This is a genomic window from Lederbergia sp. NSJ-179 (genome assembly GCF_022867885.1).
In the GTDB taxonomy this organism is placed as follows: domain Bacteria; phylum Bacillota; class Bacilli; order Bacillales; family Bacillaceae_C; genus Lederbergia.
Map to the genome: position 1 here is coordinate 122,746 of NZ_JALIFP010000004.1, position 20,956 is coordinate 143,701.

Annotated in this window: 19 protein-coding genes, 1 other RNA gene and 1 riboswitch; of the genes, 13 read left to right on the top strand and 7 right to left on the bottom strand. The window is 39.5% G+C overall.

Going from position 1 to position 20,956, the window contains the following annotated elements:
- Window positions 1-8 precede the first annotated feature (8 nt).
- From rnr to ssrA, 7 genes are all read left to right on the top strand, one after another.
- Window positions 9-2,315, top strand: a complete 2,307-nt coding sequence (gene rnr / locus MUB24_RS04860) for a ribonuclease R (protein ID WP_244701978.1) — start codon at window positions 9-11, stop codon at window positions 2,313-2,315.
- Between the two features lie 147 nt (window positions 2,316-2,462).
- Window positions 2,463-2,930 (top strand): SsrA-binding protein SmpB, encoded by a 468-nt coding sequence (smpB, locus tag MUB24_RS04865; RefSeq protein ID WP_244701980.1) that lies wholly within the window; start codon window positions 2,463-2,465, stop codon window positions 2,928-2,930.
- Window positions 2,931-3,326: 396 nt separating this feature from the next.
- Complete coding sequence (locus tag MUB24_RS04870) at window positions 3,327-4,130, top strand: sugar phosphate isomerase/epimerase family protein (RefSeq protein WP_244701983.1); 804 nt, start codon at window positions 3,327-3,329, stop codon at window positions 4,128-4,130.
- Between the two features lie 180 nt (window positions 4,131-4,310).
- Window positions 4,311-5,438, top strand: a complete 1,128-nt coding sequence (locus tag MUB24_RS04875; protein WP_244701985.1) for a Gfo/Idh/MocA family protein — start codon at window positions 4,311-4,313, stop codon at window positions 5,436-5,438.
- 65 nt (window positions 5,439-5,503) lie between these two features.
- On the top strand, window positions 5,504-6,721 hold the full coding sequence (locus MUB24_RS04880; protein ID WP_244701987.1) for an MFS transporter: 1,218 nt from the start codon (window positions 5,504-5,506) through the stop codon (window positions 6,719-6,721).
- A gap of 86 nt (window positions 6,722-6,807) precedes the next feature.
- Window positions 6,808-7,548 carry a type II toxin-antitoxin system Phd/YefM family antitoxin gene (locus tag MUB24_RS04885; RefSeq protein WP_244701990.1) on the top strand — a complete coding sequence of 247 codons (741 nt, stop codon included), beginning with the start codon at window positions 6,808-6,810 and terminating at the stop codon, window positions 7,546-7,548.
- A 156-nt stretch (window positions 7,549-7,704) separates the two neighbouring features.
- Window positions 7,705-8,050: a transfer-messenger RNA gene (gene ssrA, locus MUB24_RS04890) on the top strand.
- 584 nt (window positions 8,051-8,634) lie between these two features.
- On the opposite strand, the gene MUB24_RS04895 is transcribed toward ssrA, so the two are convergent.
- Both MUB24_RS04895 and MUB24_RS04900 read right to left on the bottom strand, forming a co-directional pair.
- Window positions 8,635-8,796, bottom strand: a complete 162-nt coding sequence (locus tag MUB24_RS04895; protein WP_244701991.1) for an LAGLIDADG family homing endonuclease — start codon at window positions 8,794-8,796, stop codon at window positions 8,635-8,637.
- A 142-nt stretch (window positions 8,797-8,938) separates the two neighbouring features.
- Window positions 8,939-9,670: an endonuclease/exonuclease/phosphatase family protein gene (locus tag MUB24_RS04900; RefSeq protein ID WP_244701992.1), complete on the bottom strand. Its 732-nt coding sequence runs from the start codon at window positions 9,668-9,670 to the stop codon at window positions 8,939-8,941.
- A 273-nt stretch (window positions 9,671-9,943) separates the two neighbouring features.
- Between MUB24_RS04900 and MUB24_RS04905 the strand changes: the two genes are divergently transcribed.
- From MUB24_RS04905 to MUB24_RS04925, 5 genes are all read left to right on the top strand, one after another.
- Window positions 9,944-11,524: an alkaline phosphatase family protein gene (locus MUB24_RS04905; RefSeq protein WP_244701993.1), complete on the top strand. Its 1,581-nt coding sequence runs from the start codon at window positions 9,944-9,946 to the stop codon at window positions 11,522-11,524.
- Window positions 11,525-11,644: 120 nt separating this feature from the next.
- The gene (locus MUB24_RS04910; RefSeq protein ID WP_244701994.1) at window positions 11,645-11,932 is read left to right on the top strand and encodes a putative holin-like toxin; all 288 of its coding nucleotides are present in this window, start codon (window positions 11,645-11,647) and stop codon (window positions 11,930-11,932) included.
- A 36-nt stretch (window positions 11,933-11,968) separates the two neighbouring features.
- Window positions 11,969-12,391 (top strand): FosM family fosfomycin resistance protein, encoded by a 423-nt coding sequence (fosM, locus tag MUB24_RS04915; protein ID WP_244701995.1) that lies wholly within the window; start codon window positions 11,969-11,971, stop codon window positions 12,389-12,391.
- 237 nt (window positions 12,392-12,628) lie between these two features.
- On the top strand, window positions 12,629-13,057 hold the full coding sequence (locus MUB24_RS04920; RefSeq protein WP_244701996.1) for a hypothetical protein: 429 nt from the start codon (window positions 12,629-12,631) through the stop codon (window positions 13,055-13,057).
- 160 nt (window positions 13,058-13,217) lie between these two features.
- Complete coding sequence (locus MUB24_RS04925; protein ID WP_244701997.1) at window positions 13,218-13,817, top strand: hypothetical protein; 600 nt, start codon at window positions 13,218-13,220, stop codon at window positions 13,815-13,817.
- Window positions 13,818-13,846: 29 nt separating this feature from the next.
- Here the strand turns inward: MUB24_RS04925 and MUB24_RS04930 are convergent, their stop codons facing one another.
- The 5 genes from MUB24_RS04930 to MUB24_RS04950 all read right to left on the bottom strand — a co-directional run bounded on the left by MUB24_RS04930 (window position 13,847) and on the right by MUB24_RS04950 (window position 18,291).
- On the bottom strand, window positions 13,847-15,451 hold the full coding sequence (locus tag MUB24_RS04930) for a YndJ family protein (RefSeq protein ID WP_244701998.1): 1,605 nt from the start codon (window positions 15,449-15,451) through the stop codon (window positions 13,847-13,849).
- A complete protein-coding gene (locus MUB24_RS04935) occupies window positions 15,438-16,040 on the bottom strand; it encodes a DUF4166 domain-containing protein (protein WP_244702000.1) in 603 nt (200 codons plus the stop codon). Before MUB24_RS04935 ends, MUB24_RS04930 begins: the two co-directional genes overlap by 14 nt.
- Before the next feature lie 9 nt (window positions 16,041-16,049).
- Window positions 16,050-16,952, bottom strand: coding sequence for a DoxX-like family protein (locus MUB24_RS04940; protein ID WP_244702002.1), 903 nt, complete (start codon window positions 16,950-16,952; stop codon window positions 16,050-16,052).
- Window positions 16,953-16,985: 33 nt separating this feature from the next.
- Window positions 16,986-17,879: an AraC family transcriptional regulator gene (locus tag MUB24_RS04945; protein WP_244702004.1), complete on the bottom strand. Its 894-nt coding sequence runs from the start codon at window positions 17,877-17,879 to the stop codon at window positions 16,986-16,988.
- 226 nt (window positions 17,880-18,105) lie between these two features.
- Window positions 18,106-18,291 carry an H-type small acid-soluble spore protein gene (locus MUB24_RS04950; RefSeq protein WP_244702006.1) on the bottom strand — a complete coding sequence of 62 codons (186 nt, stop codon included), beginning with the start codon at window positions 18,289-18,291 and terminating at the stop codon, window positions 18,106-18,108.
- 302 nt (window positions 18,292-18,593) lie between these two features.
- Here MUB24_RS04950 and melA point away from each other — a divergent pair, with 302 nt between their 5' ends.
- A complete protein-coding gene (gene melA / locus MUB24_RS04955) occupies window positions 18,594-19,895 on the top strand; it encodes an alpha-glucosidase/alpha-galactosidase (RefSeq protein WP_244702008.1) in 1,302 nt (433 codons plus the stop codon).
- Between the two features lie 935 nt (window positions 19,896-20,830).
- Window positions 20,831-20,916, top strand: a riboswitch (ZMP/ZTP riboswitch).
- Window positions 20,917-20,956 lie beyond the last annotated feature (40 nt).

Below are 20,956 nucleotides of genomic sequence, written 5' to 3' on the forward strand. Positions count from 1 at the left end.
GACGAAGGATGGACGATAATATACAAATATTTATAGAGAAGATACTAGATTATCTGCAGGAGAAAGGAAAACCCTTAACTGTAAGTGAAATAGAGGAAGACTTACAGGTTACAGAGGCAGATGATTTTAAAAGTCTGGTAAAGTCCCTTGTCTATTTGGAAGAACAAGGGATGGTTGTAAGAACGAGAAGTAATCGTTATGGCTTACCAGAAAAAATGAATTTGATACGCGGAACACTATCGGGGCATGCGAAAGGTTTTGCTTTTTTATTGCCAGATGATAAAAGCCTCGATGATGTCTTTATCCCTCCGCATGAAAAAAATGGTGCCATGCATGGGGATCACGTATTGGTACGTATTTCAAATGAAAGTAAGGGATCTCGCCGCGAAGGAACGGTCGTCCGGATTTTAAAACGTGGCTCTGAAAAAATGGTGGGAACCTATTCAGAATCGAAATATTTTGGTTTTGTGGTCCCGGATGATAAGAAGATTGCCGATGATATTTTTATTCCGAAGAATAAAACGATGGGGGCAGTCGATGGCCATAAGGTAGTTGTACATATTACAACTTTTCCGGAAGATCGTAAAAATGCGGAGGGAGAGATTGTAGAAATCCTTGGTCATAAAAATGATCCAGGCGTTGACATTTTATCGATTATTTATCAGCATGAGCTGCCACTTGCCTTCCCAGACGAGGTCATGGAGGAAGCGAACCGGATTCCGGATGTGGTGGATGAACGTGACTTTCCGAACCGAAGAGATTTACGTGAGGAGACCATTGTAACGATTGATGGGGCGGATGCAAAGGATTTGGATGATGCCGTCACATTATCTCGACTACCTAATGGACATTATAAATTAGGGGTTCATATTGCCGATGTAAGCTACTATGTTTGCGAAGGGGAAGCGATTGATCGAGAGGCGTACGAGCGCGGGACAAGTGTCTATTTAGTTGATCGTGTGATTCCAATGATCCCCCATCGTTTATCAAATGGAATTTGTTCTTTAAACCCACAGGTGGATCGTTTTACAATCTCTTGTGAAATGGAAATTAATGGACAAGGGGAAGTGGTAAGTCACGAAATTTTCCCAGGGCTCATTAAGACAACCGAAAGAATGACTTATGAGGCGGTTAATCGGATATTAATTGAGAAAGATGAAGAGCTGCGGGAAAAATATGAACCGCTTGTCCCGATGTTTGAATTAATGGAAGAGCTTCAAGGCGTTTTACAAAAGAAGCGCATGAAGCGTGGAGCAATTGATTTTGATTTTAAAGAAGCAAAAGTTTTAGTAGACGAAGAAGGAAAGCCGACAGATGTAGTCACGCGCGAACGCTCCATTGGGGAACGGCTGATTGAGGAATTTATGCTAGTTGCCAATGAAACGGTGGCAGAGCGTTTCCATTGGATGGATGTCCCTTTTATTTATCGAATTCATGAAGACCCGAAAGAAGATAAATTACAAAGATTTTTCGAGTTTATCACAAATTTCGGTTTGGTTGTACGTGGAACCGCCAATTCTGTTCATCCTCGTGCTCTTCAAGAAATTATTGAGACGGTTTCTGGGAAACCAGAAGAAATGGTGATTTCAACTGTTATGTTACGCTCTATGCAGCAGGCGAAGTATGATCCAGAAAGTGTGGGCCATTTCGGGCTATCAACGAAATTTTATACTCACTTTACTTCACCAATTCGCCGGTATCCGGATTTAATCGTCCATCGTTTGATCCGCACTTATTTATTTGAAGGGAAGTTAGACGAGGAAACACGAGGAAAGTGGAATGCGGAGCTTCCAGATATCGCAGAGCATGCTTCGAAAATGGAACGTCGTGCTGTAGAGGCTGAGCGGGATACAGATGAAATGAAAAAAGCGGAATATATGCAAGATAAAATCGGGGAAGAGTTTGATGGAATTATTAGCTCTGTCACAAATTTTGGTCTGTTTGTCGAATTGCCCAATACGATTGAAGGGCTCGTCCATGTTAGTTATATGACGGATGATTATTATCATTATGATGAGCGTCATTTTGCGATGATCGGAGAAAGAACGGGAAATGTCTTTCGAATTGGGGATGAAATTACAGTTCGAGTCATCAATGTCAATAAAGATGAACATGATATTGATTTTGAAATTGTCGGTATGAAGAAAAAGCGGCAAAAGAAAGAGGAAGAAGCGAAACCACAAATTGTTAAATTAAATAAGGGGCGTAAAGGGAAGGGACCACAAGGAAATAAGGATAATGAGGAATGGTCTACAAGACCGCCGCGAAAAAAGAAGAAAAAAGCGTATCGCAATAAAGGTAGAAAAAAACAATAAAGTGTGTGATCAAAAGAGAGGATAAAATTTACCGTACTTTTTGAACATCCTCATAAAGTCAATGGGTTGGAGACTGAGGCTTCTACCCATTTTCTTCTTCGTGTATAATAGGGAAACAGAATATTTGTAGAGATGGGGGGAGAATTCATGCCAAAAGGGGAAGGAAAACTGATTGCGCAAAATAAAAAAGCAAGACATGATTATTTTATTGAAGAAACTTACGAAGCAGGAATGGTTTTACAAGGAACAGAAATCAAATCGATCCGGGCTGGACGTGTCAATTTAAAAGATTCCTTTGCGCGAATACAAAATGGGGAATTATACTTGCATAATGTCCATATTAGCCCCTATGAGCAAGGGAATCGCTATAATCATGACCCACTACGTACGCGGAAATTATTATTGCATCGCAAAGAAATTAGTAAATTAATTGGCGAATCTAAAGAACAAGGATACTCGATTATCCCATTAAAGATTTATATTAAAAATGGTTATGCGAAAGTCTTGATCGGACTAGCCAAAGGGAAAAAGAAATATGATAAACGTGAAGAATTGAAACTAAAAGAAGCCAAACGCGATATCGAAAGAGCCTTCCGAGAACGGCAAAAAATGTAATGATAAGCACAAAAGGGCAAGTGTATGTCAATAGGTTTGTAAGGATATAGGGAGGATAAGGAGGAACAGCAAGCCCACGTCATCCTGGCGCAACACTGTTCTTCCTTACATCGTGTGGGCATAGTTCGCATTGTTAGGAACTTAACTGCTACAGGCGAAAAACTATAAATTTTGAAGTGATGAAAAAGTTGACCAGTGCATATGCTTATGCTGGACAACTTTTTTTGTTGATAGCTTATTTCTCTTAATCTATAATCGCGACGATGCCCCATTCTGTAGCAGTTTAATGCGGTTATAAAGACTGGCTAAAGAATAAAACAAAAATATGGAGTAGTTTGAAAATAATGGTAAAATGAGAGAAGACACAGCTTTAATTGACAAGGGGGTTATTTTTCTATGAAGTTATCTATTGGAGGCTATTCGTTTAGAAACACGATGTATGAGGGGAAAATGGATATTTACGGTTATTTGGAAACGGTTAAATATCGGTATGGCTTGGATACAGTCGATTTTTGGAATGGGCAATTTGCCAATCGAAGTTTTGAGGCCCCTGAAGAAGAGTATATATTCAACATTCGCGAGGCTTTGGAGGAAAGGGAAATGACGTTAGTCAACTATGCGATTGATGGGGCACATATATGGGATCCAGATCCGGAAAAACGTGAAAATTTATATCAAAACGCCCTACAACATTTAAAAATTGGTGAGATCCTTGGAGCCAAAACGATTCGAATCGATACAGGAGGCCATTTTGGTTCACATCCGGATTTTTCAATGAGTATGGAGGAAGAGCAGTTTGAATATATTGTAAACCGTTACAAAGAGTTCTGTGATCGAGCAGCCAATTTAGGTTATAAGATTGGTCCGGAAAATCATACAGGTCCTTCGTTAAGTCCGAAAAACTTGAAGAAAATTGCAGAAGCTGTGCATCATCCTAGCTTCGGGATTTTGTTACATATGGGGCGTTGGCAAGAGGACGAGAGCATTGGTGATGAAATGGTTGCTCCATGGGTTTGTCATACCCACTTTGATGCTAGAACAGCTACAGCTGAAAATGGGGTTAGTATGATCCGCATGTTAAAAGATATTGGGTACGATGGATATTGGAGCATTGAACATAACGCAGAGAAACACCAATATATCGAGATCGAATGGCTTTTAGGGGCAGTGAAGCGATTGATTAAAAAAGCAGAAATATAATTTTAGCGGTTAAAGTCGGAAAAGAAGCTGCAACTAAGTACCGACACGAGTGTGAATGGGAAAGTCACCCACAAGCTTGTTGGTGCGGTACCTTGGCTTTTGGTGTATGGAACCGTATAGGGTCGGATGTTAAAAATTGACTTGTTCCTTTTTGAACATATAAATTTTAGGGGGAGTATTATGCGGAAAATACGAATTGGTATTATCGGAGTAGGTCAGATTGGGAAAAGGCATTTAGAGTTATATGAATCGATAGAAGACGCACAAGTTGTAGCTGTATGTGATCAAAATGAGCAGGAAGCAAGAAGAGTTGCGGAAAAGTATAATATTGACCATGTCTATACAGACTATCGTGAGTTAATTGCAAGAGATGACATTGAAGCAGTGGATGTTTGCTTGCATAATAATTTTCATGCGCCGATGACCATCGCTGCATTAAAGGCTGGTAAGCATGTTTATTGTGAAAAGCCGATCGCTGGCACTTATTTTGATGGAAATGCAATGGTAGAAACGGCAAAAGAAACCGGAAAAATGTTGCACATTCAATTGGGTACGCTTTATCATAAGGAAACAAAAGCAGCGAAAGCTTTAATTGATGATGGAAAACTGGGAAAACTTTATCATGCACGCTCTAATGGTTTTCGTAGAAGAGGCCGACCATTTGTGGATGGCTATGGGACTAAGTTTTTTACGAATAAAGCAACTGCGACTGGTGGGGCGCTAATTGATATGGGCGTATACCATATTGCCCAAATGTTATATCTCTTAGACACCCCAACGCCTACAAGAATTTCCGGGAAAGTCTATCAGGAGATGGAAATGGATCCTATTAGGCGAGCGGAAAGTCAATTCGATGTGGAGGAATTAGCGCTAGGGTTCGTGAAATTTGCAGATGGTTTAACTCTTGATATAAGGGAAGCTTGGTCAGCGCATATGGGTGATTTCGAAGCATCTAGTATTTTAGGATCTTTAGGTGGTATTCGTTTACCTTCCATGAGGGCTGGAGGCGAGTCAACACCGTTTAGTTTTTTCTCGACTGTAAGCGATCTTGACTTGAATAGTACTGTTGACCTGAATGCGATGGATATCCGCCGCCATCGTTTAAGGGAAAATGAAGATGCCTATGATTCATCGCAGCAACATTGGATCGCGGCGCTGCAAGGAAGGGTGGACTTATTACCGACTGCCCATATCGCCTTACAAACGATGTTAATTAGTGAAGCGATTTATCTATCAGATCAAAGAGGCGAAGAAGTTTCTGCACAAGAAGTGATGGAAAAGTCAATGTCGACTGCTATTTCATTATAAAATTAGGCTGGTAGCTTCTATGCTACTGGCTGCAAAATAATTCCAATTTCGAAAGGAACATTTGCTTGGCTCATGTAAATGCAGTAAACAAAAGTACTCTAAATTATGTAAAACTGTTTAATTTTTTTCTTTATGGTTCCATTTCAATTTTACTATCTTTTTTTCCACTTTATTTTCAGAGTGTGGGGTTTAATAAGATGGCCATTGGCATGCTTATGGCAGGTGGCCCGTTTGTTTCGATCTTTGCCAATCCCTTTTGGGGATATTGGAGCGATCGGCTGCAAAATATTCGCCGTATTTTAGTGATCATGCTTATCGGGAATTTGATTATTGTTCAATTTGTGTTCCAATTGAATTCGATGGTCTGGACGTTTATCGCCATGCTCTGTTTTTTTCTATTTCAAACACCGTTATTTTCGCAAAGTAATAGTTTGATCTTGAATACGATTGAAGGAACTAGCTATAAATTTGGTGCTTTTCGATTATGGGGGTCTTTAGGTTGGGCGCTGCTGGCTGTTGCTGTTAGCCCACTAATTGATTGGATAGGAATTGAAAACCTTTGGATTGTGTATAGCGGGATGTTATTTCTCACCATTCTTTTTACAATTAAACTTCCAACAGGAAAGGTGGAAGGGACGAAAAAAATAGAAAAAGGCGGATATGGTCAAGCCTTATTTGGGAATAAATATTTTTTAGTCTTTGTTTTATTAGGTGTATTGATTTCTGTGCCCAATTCGATGAATCAAACATTCAATTCTTTATATATTGACCAACTTGGAGGATCTGTTGTTCTAATCGGTTGGGCGGCCTTTTTGACCGCTATTTTTGAAGTGCCTGTGTTTTTATTGTTTGATCGCTATTTAAAACGAAATATCCCAGTTATGATTGGCTGTTTGATTGTTGTCAGTTTATTATTTGTGCTACGCTGGTACCTCATGTCGATTGCGGTATCGCCTGTCCAAATTATTTTTATTCAAATGCTACATAGCATTAGTTTTGGTGGCTATTATTATATAGGGACGACTTTAACGGCTGAATTGATCCCTGTTGAACTGCGGGCAAGTGGACAGGCTGTCTATGCGCTCACATGGGGAGGCATATCAGGGATCATAGCGGGTTTTTTTGGTGGCTGGTTATTTGGAACATTTGGTCCACAAATGATGTATCAGGTAAGCACAGGGATTGCATTATTCGGTGCTGTTGGTTTCAGTTTTTTGTGGATATGGATCCGAAAAGATGCGAAGTACCAAGTAAAGGCTAAATCTGAGGGAGTAGAACTATAAAAGATGAATGCGTTTGTCAATTTATGATTTATTAGCTATAATAAAGTTAGCTATTTTAGCTAATATGAATTGTGAGGTGGGATTCCATGATTGTCAGTTCAACCGAAGTACAGAATAATTTTGGAAAGTATTTACAACTTGCTGCCAATGAAGAGATTATTATTACCCGGAATGGCACGGAAATCGCTCGATTGCAATCGTTGAAGGATCATCCAACGAAGGAGGTTATATGGGACAGTTCAGTCAAAGAATCAGCAGAGCAGTATCATTTCAAAGGAAGAAAGGCTTCGTATGAGGAGTTTTTGGAATTAACTCGTGATGTGGAGAATCGCTATGAATACATTGATGGAGAGATTTATTTATTGGCCTCACCAAAAACGGCCCATCAGTATGCAATTACCCAAATGCTCGTCATCTTTCATGAGGCATTTCTTGGAGGACCGTGCATCCCGTTTGTTGCCCCTTATGATATCCGTTTAAAAAGAGTGAATCACGATGACCCAAATGTGGTTCAACCTGACTTAATGGTGATTTGTGATCTGGATGACCACTTAGATGAAAGGGATTACTATCGAGGGGTTCCATCCTTAGTCGTTGAAGTATTATCAGATAGTACAAGAAGTAAAGATATGGTGAAAAAGCTAGATCTCTACATGGAGTCTGGGATCAAAGAATATTGGATCGTGAATCCATTCAATCGAGACGTCACGATCTACTATTTTGAAAAAAATGAAGTCAGTGAAATAAGTACCTTCAAATATCCTGAGACTGCCAAATCTTTTCTTTTTGAAAATGTAACGGTTGAATTGGAGAAGATTTTTAAGTGAAAATAGCGTCAGCAAATATTGGCAGGCGTGAATCCTTGATGTTTTAAGGTATTGTGTTATAATAAAGAACGTAAGCAATTTGGTTTTATCTATTCCGAGTTCCCACTTGGACATGGATTGAGGATCATATCCTTATCCTTTTTTACATGGGGACGTTACGGATTCGACAGGGATAGTTTGAGCTTAAGTTGCGAGTCGAGGGGATCGGCCTCGTTAAAACGTCAACGCCAATAATAACTGGCAAAGAAAACAATAACTTCGCATTAGCAGCTGCCTAATAAGGCCTTAATGCGGTTCCTCCCTCCATCGCCCATGTGGTAGGGTAAGGGACTCACTCTTAGTGGGATACGCCGGAAGCCCTCCGCCTGGGGGCCAAGGAAGAGATAAATCAGGCTAGCGCTTCGGATGCCTGTCGATAGGCGGAAGAAGTTGCGAAATAACAATATATCGACTACACTCGTAGACGCTTAAGTGGCGATATTTCTGGACGTGGGTTCGATTAGTAATAGTCGCCTTATGTGGCAACACATAAGTGAAAACTTGGCTTTATCGGTGAAACCTACGTTGCAAACTTTGCAATAAGGCAATGCCGAGCGGTATGTGGAGCAATCCAACAGCCGTGTATCGACTTATAGGCTGCCAACAATGGTAGTACTAGGATGCGAAAAGCTGTCTAGTGACAAATCTATTTTTCGCATAAGACGCCAAGGGACCTGAACAAACAAGGTTCAAGATATAGTCAGTGCCATGACGAAAGCATGGAATAGCACGTCCCACCGTCTCCACCAAATACATAATTTGGTGGTTTTTATTTTGCATTTTTATAACTGGAAAAACCTCTCTTCAAATAACAATTTGGAATTAAGACTTTTCGCATTATATTTTCCGTTTCTAGGAGTGACCCTTTCGTAATTTTCAAGTATCCAGAGTGCGCGACTTCTTTTTTGATGTATTCTTAAGTAAGGGCTAACACTTCTTAATATATAAAGAACGTTTTCTTTTTTCTTTATATTTAATGTATAAGAATCCTTATGTTTATCTGGCCTATAGTTCTTTTTACTATTAATGTATCCACCTGTTAAAGTTTTAAATATAAACTAAAAGTTCTTTGTCTGATGAAGAAATGGTTATACAAGGTCGTCGGAATTCTTTTTTATGCATTCTTGTCAATGTAATTGATCCCTCTCCGTCAATAATTCCTGCTAAATAAGCTGCTTCCCAATCCTTCATAATTTCACCTCTGTTCATATGAAAAATAATTCCCCCTTAACCTATTATACCATTTTTACCTTTGCCTTTTAGGGAATTATAGCGAAATAGAACAAAAAGATTTAATCTTCAGAGCGGGTTTTGGACAAGCGTCCTAACTAAAGAATAATAAAAAATATATTTAACTTTTGTAATGCAGCGTTGCTGTTACTGGCAAGTGATCAGAGGCATTTGGTATGTTTGTTACAACCTTTGCCTCCGTCACTTTAAAATCACGACTAGTGAATATATAATCCAATCTAGATCTTGGGTGAAGTGAAGGGTAAGTATAACCTGGACATTTCCCCCCAATATGCCAAACATCTTGAAACTTGTTTGTTACTTTTCTCCATCCTTTAGAGCACGGTTTCATATTCCAATCTCCCATTAATATGATTGGTTCGGATTTTTTATCAAGATGACTGATAATAAAATCTGTTTGCTTTCTATGAAGAAACGGATTAAGACTTAAGTGGGTGACATTGATTTGGAAAGATTGTGTATGTACCTGAATGGTTGCATCTAGTAAAGACCTCCCTTCCAAGCCCCCATATAGCGTATTCAGTGAATGGTATTTCTTACAAGTAATTGGAAACCGGGATAAAAGAGCATTTCCATATTGGCGTACCTCTGTTACGTGCTGTGACTGTATAGAAATAGACGGGCTAAAAGCATATTCCAGTTTTAGTTGGTTGGCAAGCCAAGCAGCTTGATCCTCAAAATGACTACGATTAGAAAAATGGTTATCAACTTCATTTAGCCCAACGATATCAGCATGACAACGATCGATCACTTCCGCAATTCTATATAAATTTGCTTGCTTATCCATTCCTTTCCCATGGTGGATATTAAAAGTCATGACCCTGATCTCCAAAATCTACTCTCCTCAAAAAATGGTTTATCAAATTTTCCATATTTAATGCTCACTCTTCTGTAAGCTTAAAAAGCGATGCTAAATGCTTTTTGGTTTTCATTTAATCTGTATTAAAATAACCAATAATTCAAGTCGTATTCTAATCATTTTCTTGGCCCTCATCCTACTCCATTCCGCAATCGTTTGAAAAGTATAGAATTAGTTCCGGGAAGGTATGCTAAATATATTGCCCCCGGAATATCATTTTAATAATCGAAAAGGAAAGAAAAAAGGATGAAGAAAATGTTATATATTTTAACCATCATTGTCATCGTGCTAGTCATCTTTTTTTTAATAAGGGGCTTGAGACATGAAAATCAGTCCTTGGAACGGAAAGATATCACACAAACGGAGAATCCCGTTATTCTGCTAATCATTGATTCCTTAATGGACAAGCCTTTGCAGAAAGCAATCAAAGAAGGCCGTGCACCAGCGCTAAAATATTTAACAGAAAACGGCCACTATTATCCAAATGTGATTAGCAGTTATCCAACGATGTCCGTCACGATCGATAGCTCCCTTTTAACCGGTACCTATTCGGATAAACACCGAGTCCCAGGCCTTGTTTGGTATGATGAAAAAGAAAAGCGTCTCGTCAATTATGGAAGCGCGAAAGAGGAAGTGTTTAAAGTAGGAATGAAAAATGTAGTGGAAGACAATTTTTATCATTTAAATCATTCTCACTTAAACCGTGATGTAAAGACTATCCATGAAAAGTTAGCAGAGAAAGGGTTGCAAAGTGCGTCCATAAACGCACTGGTCTATCGCGGAAATGAAAAAATGACGTTAAAGCTATCGAAACTATTAGCGAAGTTCGACATAATGCCGGAAAAATTAAACATTGAAACGCCGTTGCTATTTTCTTATGGTGCATTGGCACAGTTCAGCCCGAAAAACAATCAAAATAATCAAGTTTGGAAAAAGGTTGGATTTAATGATAAATTTACCGCCCAAGAATTAAAATATATCATCCAAAATGGAAAGCTTCCTGCTTTTACGATCGCCTATTTTCCGGATCTTGATCAAGAGGTTCATAAACATGGCCCTACAGATCATATAGATGCGATCGAAAAAATAGATAAGCAGCTTCAGGAAGTATTGAATACGTACGAGTCTTGGGATAAAGCATTGCAATCTGCTGTTTGGATTGCGATGGGAGACAGCGGACAAGCGAAGGTTGGGAAAGACAAAAGTAAATCTTTCATCCACTTAAACAAGATCTTGGATCATTATCAAATCCACAAAATCACGGAGCCGGTAAAACAAGATGATCAAATCGTCTTAGCCTATAATGAAAGAATGGCGTTCATTTATAATTTGGATCAAAATTTAACAAATGAAGAAATTGTACAGAAATTGCAAAAAGATGATCGAATGAATTTGATCGCCTGGAAAAGTGAGGCCGATATAAAGGTAGTAGCGAACGGTCAGAAAGGAAATTTAATCTTCCGGCCGAACGGTGATTTCAAAGATGCCTACGGCCAATCTTGGTTTTTAACAGGTGAACATTCTATTTTGGATCTTACGGTAAACAATTCCCATATCAAATATGGGAATTACCCAGATGCTCTAGCACGATTACACACTGCATTAAATTCCCATTCTGGAAATTATATCATCGTGGATGCAAAACCCGGTTTTGAATTTGCTGGCGACGGGACTCCCATCCATCCCGGAGGCGCGGCACATGGATCCCTACATAAACATGATTCATTGGTACCAATGATTGTAACCGGAACAGAAGCAACACCAAAACATTTGAGAATCGTTGATTTATATCCATGGTTTTTACAACTATTGAATAAGGGAGACTGAAAGCGTTGAAAAAGTCTATTGCATTTATCGGGAATGGTATAATAAGGTACGCGATAAAATAGGTTTCCAAGGGTGGTCAATACCGTCTCTTTGTCCCCTGTCAAGGGGCGAGATGCTGTTATGATGACTGTATTCGAAGGATTAATGCTTGCCATTGCTTTCGCAAGCTTAATCCTAGCGATTCTGTCATTTGAGGTTATGAATGAACGGCTAAAAGCGCGACGACAATCGCCACGCCGTTCTGACCCACAATCCTGTGGGACTCCGCCCTTGCGCCTAGGAAACAATAGAGCGGATTATTCGCTTAATGCTGATCGCCTTAGAGCGATTCTATTACAGGCCGTTCGGCGTTCACAGCCCCGTATGGTCTTTTTTAATATATTCCATCTACAATGTTTAGCTTTATAATGGACTGAGGACTTGTGTGATGAAAGGGGAGCGATTATGTTTATAAAAGGTTTGAATCATTTTCTGTTTTCTGTTTCCAATTTAGAGACATCCATTTCATTTTATGAAAAGGTTTTTGGGGCAAAGCTGCTGGTGAAGGGGAAGAATACAGCCTATTTTGATTTGGCGGGGATGTGGCTGGCTCTCAATGTAGAAGAGGGAATCCCACGAAATGAAATTAATCAATCCTACACACATATCGCTTTTTCGATTGATGAAGAAGATTTTGATCCGTTGTACGAAAAACTTAAATCATTGGAGGTCAATATTCTTTCAGGTCGTCCGAGAGATGATAGAGATAAAAAATCGCTTTATTTTACTGACCCAGATGGACACAAATTTGAATTTCATACAGGTACACTACAAGATAGACTTGCTTATTATAGACAAGAAAAACCTTATATGGAATTTTTTAACTAAAGGGGGTTTTTGAACCTACTGCAGAGGGTTTTTTTCGGGGTAAGGAGAGCTGTGTAAAAAATTGTGTGTGGTAAAGTTAGAATAATAGTAGATTGGCGCAGTAACAAATGATGCTCTCCTATTTCCACTATTTTCCTGAATCATAAAATTTCGATCGAAATGAGGTATAGTTGGCCACTAGAAAGGCCATGTTCTCCGATACTCGAACTTTGTGTCACTGAAAGTTCCGTGGTATTAATGAAAAGTTCAGCAATCCCCCGGGAAGTTCAGCAATTCCCTCTCGAAGTTCAGCAATCCCCTCCGGAAATTCAGCAATCCTCACCGAAAGTTCAGCAATTAAGAAGGATGGGAGCAGATATTAAAGTACGTTCAGGTGTATCCTTCATTAAAGGCAGAACACCTCTAAAAGGTTCATACGTTCATGCTTCTGATATTCGGGCGGGCATCTGTTTAATCCTTGCGGGGCTAGTGGCAGAAGGCCAAACAAAAATCACCGATATCGAGCATATTGAACGGGGGTATGAAAATGTGGTTGAAACATTTCAATCACTTGGAGCTAGAATTGATTTAAAGGACACTAATTTAGAAGAAGACGAGATTTTCCGTGAAGTTCACTTAAATTCGTTTTTACGAGGAGAGCACGACAGAACCATTTACAAAAAGTGATTTTACAAGAAAACTAAGGCAGGGTTGGGGCTTAAGGGTGGCATGAGCACGACCATTGAAGGAAACTGTAACATAGTTTTTTTGAAATTAATTTTAATGATTTTTCCATTTTTGGTTAAGCTAACTAGCGAAAAGCGAAGACGAAAAGGAGTGTTCATTTTTGCTAAAGCTTAAAACCTTGGTAATGGCCGTTTGTTTTTCCCTCATCGGAAGCGGTACGATAACAGTGACTGTTTCGGCTCATGAACCGGCTCAATTCAAAATGGAGGAAGCGGAATTTCAGTCCCTATTGGAAAAAGGATATTCAGAAAAGGATATTTTTCATGCGAAAGGGATCGCTCATTTAGCGAAAAAAGATGTGGAGGATGTATTAAAGTACTATAAAAAGAGTGGTTCTTGGGAAAAGACAGCTGCACATTTTGGAATTGATTTAGAAAAAATGAAGGCCAAGCACGAAAAAATGAAAAAGTTTTATCTGGAAAATCAAGAGGAGATTTTAGCGTATATCGCTGAGTATTCTGATACCTCCCTAGAAGACCTAAAAAAGCTTCAGGAAGGGAACTCTTTTAAGATTCACCATTTGATGAAGGCCGCAGTCATTGCGAAGTTAAGTAATAGTGCTATGATCGATATTGTTAACGATCATAAAGCGGGGAAAAATTTTTATGAAATGGCGCAAGATCGAAATGTACAAAAAGAGGAATTCAGAAAAGAAATGAAAAGGATTCATCGGGAACTAAAGAGAAGGGTTAGTTCCTAAAGGTAAAGGGGGGCTTTCCAACTGAATGGTTAGCCCGCCTTTTTGTGTTTAATATCATAATCAATCGTAAGAAAGGGGAGGCCGAAAATCCACATTGTATGTTTTGCTCTTAATTTTCCTTTGGCAACCTCTTCCACTTGAAAGCATTCTTCTAAAGGAAGTTTGAATAAATGTTTTTTCCAAGCGAGATAAATACCTGAATCTGACAAGAGATGCTTCCTTTTGCTTGTTAATTGTAGTCCTGTCCCTACCTGCTTTACATCCAAGATTCCAACCATCGCTGACCATGGTAGAGGAAGGGCGATATTCATATAGGTTTTTTGCTTTGTTTTATGCTCAGAATAAAGGGCAACAAACACAACCTCGTTTTCCACTTTCCGCACCCAAGCTCTGGGCGCCGTTCTCCCATCCACTTCCTCTTGAATCGCCCAAATTCCGCCTCTCATTTCTACTTCCTTGCTTGAAATGGGCAAATTGATTTGTTGCACATACCGACTCCATAATCGATATAGCGCCGCAAACGGTTTAAACCAAGTAGACCATCTTATGGTAGAAGAAAGACGATAATCATTGGTTCGTTCGTAAAAAGCAATAATGGCGGGGGATAGTGTGTGACAATTGATTTCATAGACACTCATATCATCGACAAGTCCGTGGTAGATTGGTTCGTTTTCCCCTTTTTTAACTTTTTCAAGGATCTTCTCGCCAACCACCCATTTTCCGCGAATTTTACTAATAGGGAAAGATACGGTTTGAGCTTCGGATTTAGGAACACAGAGGGACCAACCAGCCACACCAAGCAGTCCAAATACAAGACAGTTCAACACACCATGAAAACGCAGCATGAAATCCATATTGACAATAAAGGTAAAAGATAGGTTCCCATATGCATATAAAAGCGAAAAACTAATTGATACAGCTAATGAGAGAAAGGAAATACGCACAAGCCATTTTTGCCAATCGTTTTGGAAGGAACTTTTGAAAGCTAGGGCAATCAATCCAGCAATTCCAATGATATAGAGAAGAACAGATAGCAGCTCAATCCAACGAGAAAAGGTGATTCCAATTGCGACAATCATGGGCGATACTAAAAGCAAACTGGTCATCCAGTGGTAAGCAGCTGGCTTTGACAATCTCCCTAAAAAGCCAATAAAAATCGGCAATAAAAATGCGGAATAATGAAAATGAATGGCGGTCAACCAGGTGAGCAAGGCTGAAAAACCGGTATCTAAGCCTGCTTCATAGGCAAAAAACCAAGCCCCGCCAATTGCCAAATAAATCAATCCAAGATCAACAGAAAATTCCTCTAGATGAACAAAGCCTCTCCTTAAAAAACGGTTTAGACCGTAAATAGCCATAATCACGGTGAAGAGAAAATAAATAGCAGCAACCCAGCCATCCCAAGGTGTTTGCCCTGTCCATTGCAGAAAGGCAACAGCTCCATAGGCTGGAATGGCAAAATAATAATAATTTTTACTGAGCCAATCCTCTCCATTTGTCACTAATTGCAACATGATAGGAATATAGAGAATTTGAGCAATGGTCAGCATCGTGGAAGGCCACGGCTGAAGGCTAAAACCAGCGATGAAAATAAATAGAATAATATGAATAAATATGAATTTATGCAGGTTCATGAGCGTTAAACTCTCCTTCATAGGCGAAAACAGTCCCAATAAGGGGATTGGTGACGGTGACTTTAATGTAAAAAGTATCCCTTTTTTCAAGATACTTTTCCTTAACTGTTGCTAAACCTTGAAAAATTTTCGGCAAAGGAATTTCTAAATGGCCTAAAACAAGTCTTTGGTCCTTTGAATCGATTTGCAGACTTCCATCACTTAAAACGGAGATCGTTAAATCGGAATAAAATAAACGGGGTTCTCCAAGATAATCCTTGATCAACATCCGATTCTGATCCAAGCTCATAAGCGCATTAAAGTATCGTTCCTTTTGTCCAAAATAAAAAATGCGTTCCCAGTGAATTTGTTCCTCACCATGAGGACCTGTTAACGGAGTGTTTTTAATCGAAAAGGGAATGTGTTTCCCTCGTTCGGGAAACAATAATTTCCATTTGATTCCTAACCAAAAAAATGGAAATAACCATTTGGGGCCACCTTGGATATTGCTCATGATCCCTTTCGCTTGAAAAGGAAAGCTGTATCTATTTTGCAACATCGGATGTAGACGAAAAAAATCCTCACCCATGACCTTTTTATAAATCGACATATGGACACCTCATTTTTTGCGTTTGCAGCTTTTCGCAGTTGGAAGATCCTTATGTAATAAAAACCCAAGCAAAGATAGGACCACTAATGCTAGATTAAAAGTGAGTGGGCTAAATGGATGTGCTACATAATCTGGATTAGACAAAATGGCAGAGAGGGCCAGAATAGGGAAAGCAATCATTTGAAAAATGTATAGCCTTCTTTTTCGAGGAGTAACTAATAGTAATCCTCCGAATAGTATTTCGCCAATCCCAATTATCGCTGTTAGCGTTTGAGCGAGTTCAGGATGGACTCGCAATAAATTGGTCATCATTCCAATTTCTTCCGGGTGGACGTGGATGATCTTGGGCACCAATCCGTGGTAAGTCCAAATGAAAAAGAAAAGAAAGGTGATTATCCAGCTGCAAAAAAAGCGTTTATATTGAAAGGATGGCTTTTCTTCTTTTTCTAGCCATCTTTTTAAAACATCAAAGCTTAGAGCCGTTGCCCAGCCGATAAGAGGGCGGAAAATAAAATGATCGAATAATTTCCCGAACTTCTCGCCATTTACTTCATAATTGTATTGGGTTATAAAATGGATAGCATCTGCTTCAGGTTGATATTTCCAATATCCCCGCCCTTCACGGATGATGCTGATCGCTTGGTCTGTGCCGAAATGCAATGATGAGGTCCGGGAGCCATCTTTGCTATGGGCCTCTCCACTATTTTTCCCCCAGCCTGCAATGTGAATGCCAAATCCAATTTTTGTTTTATATGTAAAGTGTTGAGGTTCACCCTCTTTTTTGGGCCTATACGTGATGGTTGTAAAGCGCAGATCCCACTGCGCATGCTTCGTGGGGTTTTGCGTGGCCTCCCATAAACGGTCTATTTCCGTATGTATGGGAATTTCCACATAAATCGGTTTGGTTTTCATTATCCACCTCAGGTCAAGACTATTTTTGTATGTTTAATCGACAATAATATGATCAACGGGCACAGCATACTTACTTTCACGAAACTGACCAGGAGACAAACCAATCCGTTTATGAAACACTTTGCTAAAATAGTTTCCATTCGCATAACCTACTAATCTGGCAATCTCTTGAATCGATAAATCGGAGGAACGAAGTAATTCCATTGCTTTATCGATCCGAATTTTCGTCAAATATTTTAAAGGTGTCATTGTCGTTGTTCTATGAAACATCCGTGTAAAGTGATATTTGGATAATCCAGATTCAGAGACAAAATCATCCAACCCAATGGGTTCATTATAGTGTTTTTGGGCAAATAAGGCGGCTTTGGCGATTTGTTCAGGCCATTGCTGAAACGAGGAGCCCATATTACGGGCAAAGCGATAAAGTTCCATCATGAACGGATACGCCAAAGCGGATGCTTGATACGCATCATTGATTTTCTTTTCCACGGCATGTTGATAAATGGATAATAATAATTGAATCGGTTTCGACTCTGGAGGAAAGGTAATCACAGAGCCGATTTTTTCATGGATAAATTCGAAGGCCGCTTGGATTTCTTTTCCGAATAAAGTAATGTGAATAAACTCCCAATGCTCGCTATCCTTAGGGAAAAAATAGCGATGATGACTGGGCAATTCTACTAGAAAGGCTTGTCCAGAAGAAAGTGAGTACCTTTTGTTCTCAATGTCAATCGTCCCTCGACCAGATAACGTATATTGAAACACAAACCTGCCAATTTCACTCCTTTTCAGTCCATCCCAATTATAATCAGTGGAATCAATGTTTTCCCAGCCAAGTGAATGGATCCCGACAATTCTGTCTTGATGAAGGCCGCTAAATCTAAAACCGAAAGATTCATATTTTTTATTTCGATTTTCGGATAGCAATATAATACCCTGCTTTCTATGCTTTTTACTGTTGGAATATAAGCGATTTCTCTTTATGAATATAGCAAGTAGATAAGAATATTTCAATGGGGAAGAATGATTTCTCCATTTTGGTGCTGTCGATTATCATGCCCAGCAATCGGGGTGAAAAAGTTCAAAACATTAGCCTCACTTGTTCATTATTCTCGGAAAATTTTATCATTTTGAAAAAAGAATGGCAAATGGATTATACTTCCTCTAATTCAGTTATTTTTACAATAGATTTCCCTTCGAGCTGGGGAGGATCAAGTAAATGAACGGTTGCTGTTTCGCCATCATCATTTAGGCTGTCAATCCAGACAGAAACACCATTATAATTTACATCAATTTCCGAGGATGAAGACAAAATTTGTTTGAGCCTCTTCACATCCATTACATTCACTCCTACTATGTTTCTTTCTGTTATTGGAAAGAAAGGGATTTTTATGCATGAATGAAACTTTCTTTTTATTTTAACTGTAAACTTATTCTCAAAAATAGGTTATAATTTTTATTAGGATCATATTTCGTATGGCCCCAAACTATATCAGCAATATTTTACCCTTCTTTCACTTCTTTTTACCATTGTAACATTTTTAATTAACATCTATCATAAAAATCATATAGCATAGCTTTTTTTTATGTTACGAAAATAGCAATAAATTGCTATTTATCTTTTAAGGAGGCATGGATATTATGTCAAAAATTTCTTTTTTAGGTGCAGGAAGTACCGTATTCGCGAAAAACGTACTTGGAGATTGCATGCTCGTTCCAAGTATCCAAGGGTTTGAATTCGCTTTATTTGATATTGATCAAGAAAGATTGAAAGATTCCGAGGATATGTTAAATAATTTGAAAGCAACAACAGGATCTACGGTCAATATTAAAGCATATACAGACCGCAAAGAAGCACTGCGAGGAGCAAAATATGTGATTAACGCCATTCAGGTTGGGGGCTATGATCCTTGTACCATTACTGATTTCGAAGTGCCAAAAAAATATGGGCTCCGTCAAACGATTGCCGATACAGTGGGAATCGGCGGCATTTTCCGAAATCTAAGAACGATCCCGGTTATGCTCGATTTTGCGAAGGACATGCGTGAGGTGTGTCCAGATGCTTGGTTCCTGAATTACACAAATCCAATGGCTGTGCTGACAGGAACGATGATTCGCTATGGAGGCATTAAAACAGTAGGGCTTTGTCATAGTGTCCAGGCTTGTGCACCTGGCCTCTTGAAATCATTGGACATGCCAACAGACAATATTCAATGGAAAATCGCTGGAATTAATCATATGGCCTGGTTGCTGGAAATTACCCGCAATGGTGAGGACCTATACCCTGAAATTAAAAAGCGGGCTGAGGAAAAGCAAAAGACGAAGCATCATGATATGGTCCGTTTTGAGCTTATGAAAAGGTTTGGTTACTATATTACCGAATCTTCTGAGCATAATGCTGAATACCACCCATATTTTATTAAAAGTCGTTACCCAGAATTGATTGAAAAATTCAATATCCCGCTGGATGAGTATCCACGTCGGTGTGTGAATCAAATCGAGGGCTGGAAGAACATGCGAAATGATTTAGTAAACGATAAAGAATTGAAACATGAAAGAACCCATGAATATGGTTCCTATATTATCGATGCAATGGAAACCGATGTCCCTTTTAAAATTGGGGGAAATGTTCTTAATACAGGTCGTATCATTAGCAATCTTCCTGAAAAAGCGGTCGTTGAGGTAGCGTGTCTTGTGGATCGTAGCGGGATCACACCTACGTATGTCGGGGATTTACCAGAACAATTGGCGGCCCTGAACAGGACAAATATTAATACACAGCTGCTGACCATTGAAGCGGCGATTTCACAGAAGAAGGAATATATTTATCAAGCTGCTATGCTTGATCCACATACTGCTGCTGAGCTATCGATCGATGATATTGTGGCGCTTTGTGATGACTTGATCGAAGCCCATGGCGATTGGTTGCCGAAATATCAATAAGCGCATCCGTACGTTTTCTAAAAGGAATAGGTATTTAAAAACAGGCGAAATGAATGAACATTCGCCTGTTTCGTTTTTAAAAGAGTAACGACGAAAGGTTCTGGCTGTGCCCAAAATCCGGAGTGAGGCGAGAAAAGGTAACGGCGCAGGTTCTGGCTGTGCCTTAAATCAAAGTTCCGCGTGAAAATGGTAACGACGAAGGGATTGGTTGTACCCTAAATCCGGAGTAAGGCGAGAAAAGGTAACGGCGAATGGATTGGCTGTGCCCTAAATCTGGAGTGAAGCGAGAAAAGGTAACGGCGAAGGGTTTGGCTGTGCCCAAAATCCGGAGTGAATCGAAAAAAGGTAACGACGAAGGTTCTGGTTGTACCCTAAATCCGGAGTAAGGCGAGAAAAGGTAACGGCGAATGGATTGGCTGTGCCCTAAATCTGGAGTGAAGTGAGAAAAGGTAACGGCGAAGGGTTTGGCTGTGCCCAAAATCCGGAGTGAATCGAAAAAAGGTAACGACGAAGGTTCTGGCTGTGCCCTAAATCTGGAGTGAAGCGAGAAAAGGTAACGGCGAAGGGTTTGGCTGTGCCCAAAATCCGGAGTGAATCGAAAAAAGGTAACGACGAAGGTTCTGGCTGTGCCTTAAATCAGGAGTGAAACGAGAAAAGGTAACGACGAAGGTTCTGGCTGTGCCTTAAATCAGGAGTGAAGCGAAAAAAGGTAACAGCGAAGGAGTTGGCAGATTCCCAAATCCGGGTTATGCGAGAAAACGGTAACGATTAGTGAATAAATCCGTTCGAAATCCCTCATTCCTTTAAGGTAATGCCGTACGCCATCCGTCACAAATGCTATTTCTAATGGCAAGGTAGCATTTACTTAAAAAAGCCGAAATTTTAATAAACAATTGACAATTTGCAATAAAATGGGTTATCTTTTGTGGTAAATACAAAAGCATGGTAACTGACGACATTTTGTGGAATAAACCACAAGGGAGCTATGCTTTGATAATGCCGGGTCGTCTGGGTAGAGATAAGGACTAGGAATCCTTATCTCTTTTTTATTACACTTTTGG

What these genes read in the sequence shown, in the direction of transcription:
- MUB24_RS04930 (WP_244701998.1), bottom strand. Translation starts at nt 15,451, where the DNA reads ATGAACCTGCATAAATTCATATTTATTCATATTATTCTATTTATTTTC.
- smpB (WP_244701980.1), top strand. Translation starts at nt 2,463, where the DNA reads ATGCCAAAAGGGGAAGGAAAACTGATTGCGCAAAATAAAAAAGCAAGA.
- MUB24_RS04940 (WP_244702002.1), bottom strand. Translation starts at nt 16,952, where the DNA reads ATGAAAACCAAACCGATTTATGTGGAAATTCCCATACATACGGAAATA.
- MUB24_RS04885 (WP_244701990.1), top strand. Translation starts at nt 6,808, where the DNA reads ATGATTGTCAGTTCAACCGAAGTACAGAATAATTTTGGAAAGTATTTA.
- MUB24_RS04935 (WP_244702000.1), bottom strand. Translation starts at nt 16,040, where the DNA reads ATGTCGATTTATAAAAAGGTCATGGGTGAGGATTTTTTTCGTCTACAT.
- melA (WP_244702008.1), top strand. Translation starts at nt 18,594, where the DNA reads ATGTCAAAAATTTCTTTTTTAGGTGCAGGAAGTACCGTATTCGCGAAA.
- MUB24_RS04905 (WP_244701993.1), top strand. Translation starts at nt 9,944, where the DNA reads ATGAAGAAAATGTTATATATTTTAACCATCATTGTCATCGTGCTAGTC.
- fosM (WP_244701995.1), top strand. Translation starts at nt 11,969, where the DNA reads ATGTTTATAAAAGGTTTGAATCATTTTCTGTTTTCTGTTTCCAATTTA.
- rnr (WP_244701978.1), top strand. Translation starts at nt 9, where the DNA reads ATGGACGATAATATACAAATATTTATAGAGAAGATACTAGATTATCTG.
- MUB24_RS04950 (WP_244702006.1), bottom strand. Translation starts at nt 18,291, where the DNA reads ATGGATGTGAAGAGGCTCAAACAAATTTTGTCTTCATCCTCGGAAATT.
- MUB24_RS04870 (WP_244701983.1), top strand. Translation starts at nt 3,327, where the DNA reads ATGAAGTTATCTATTGGAGGCTATTCGTTTAGAAACACGATGTATGAG.
- MUB24_RS04875 (WP_244701985.1), top strand. Translation starts at nt 4,311, where the DNA reads ATGCGGAAAATACGAATTGGTATTATCGGAGTAGGTCAGATTGGGAAA.
- MUB24_RS04895 (WP_244701991.1), bottom strand. Translation starts at nt 8,796, where the DNA reads ATGAACAGAGGTGAAATTATGAAGGATTGGGAAGCAGCTTATTTAGCA.
- MUB24_RS04920 (WP_244701996.1), top strand. Translation starts at nt 12,629, where the DNA reads ATGAAAAGTTCAGCAATCCCCCGGGAAGTTCAGCAATTCCCTCTCGAA.
- MUB24_RS04910 (WP_244701994.1), top strand. Translation starts at nt 11,645, where the DNA reads ATGATGACTGTATTCGAAGGATTAATGCTTGCCATTGCTTTCGCAAGC.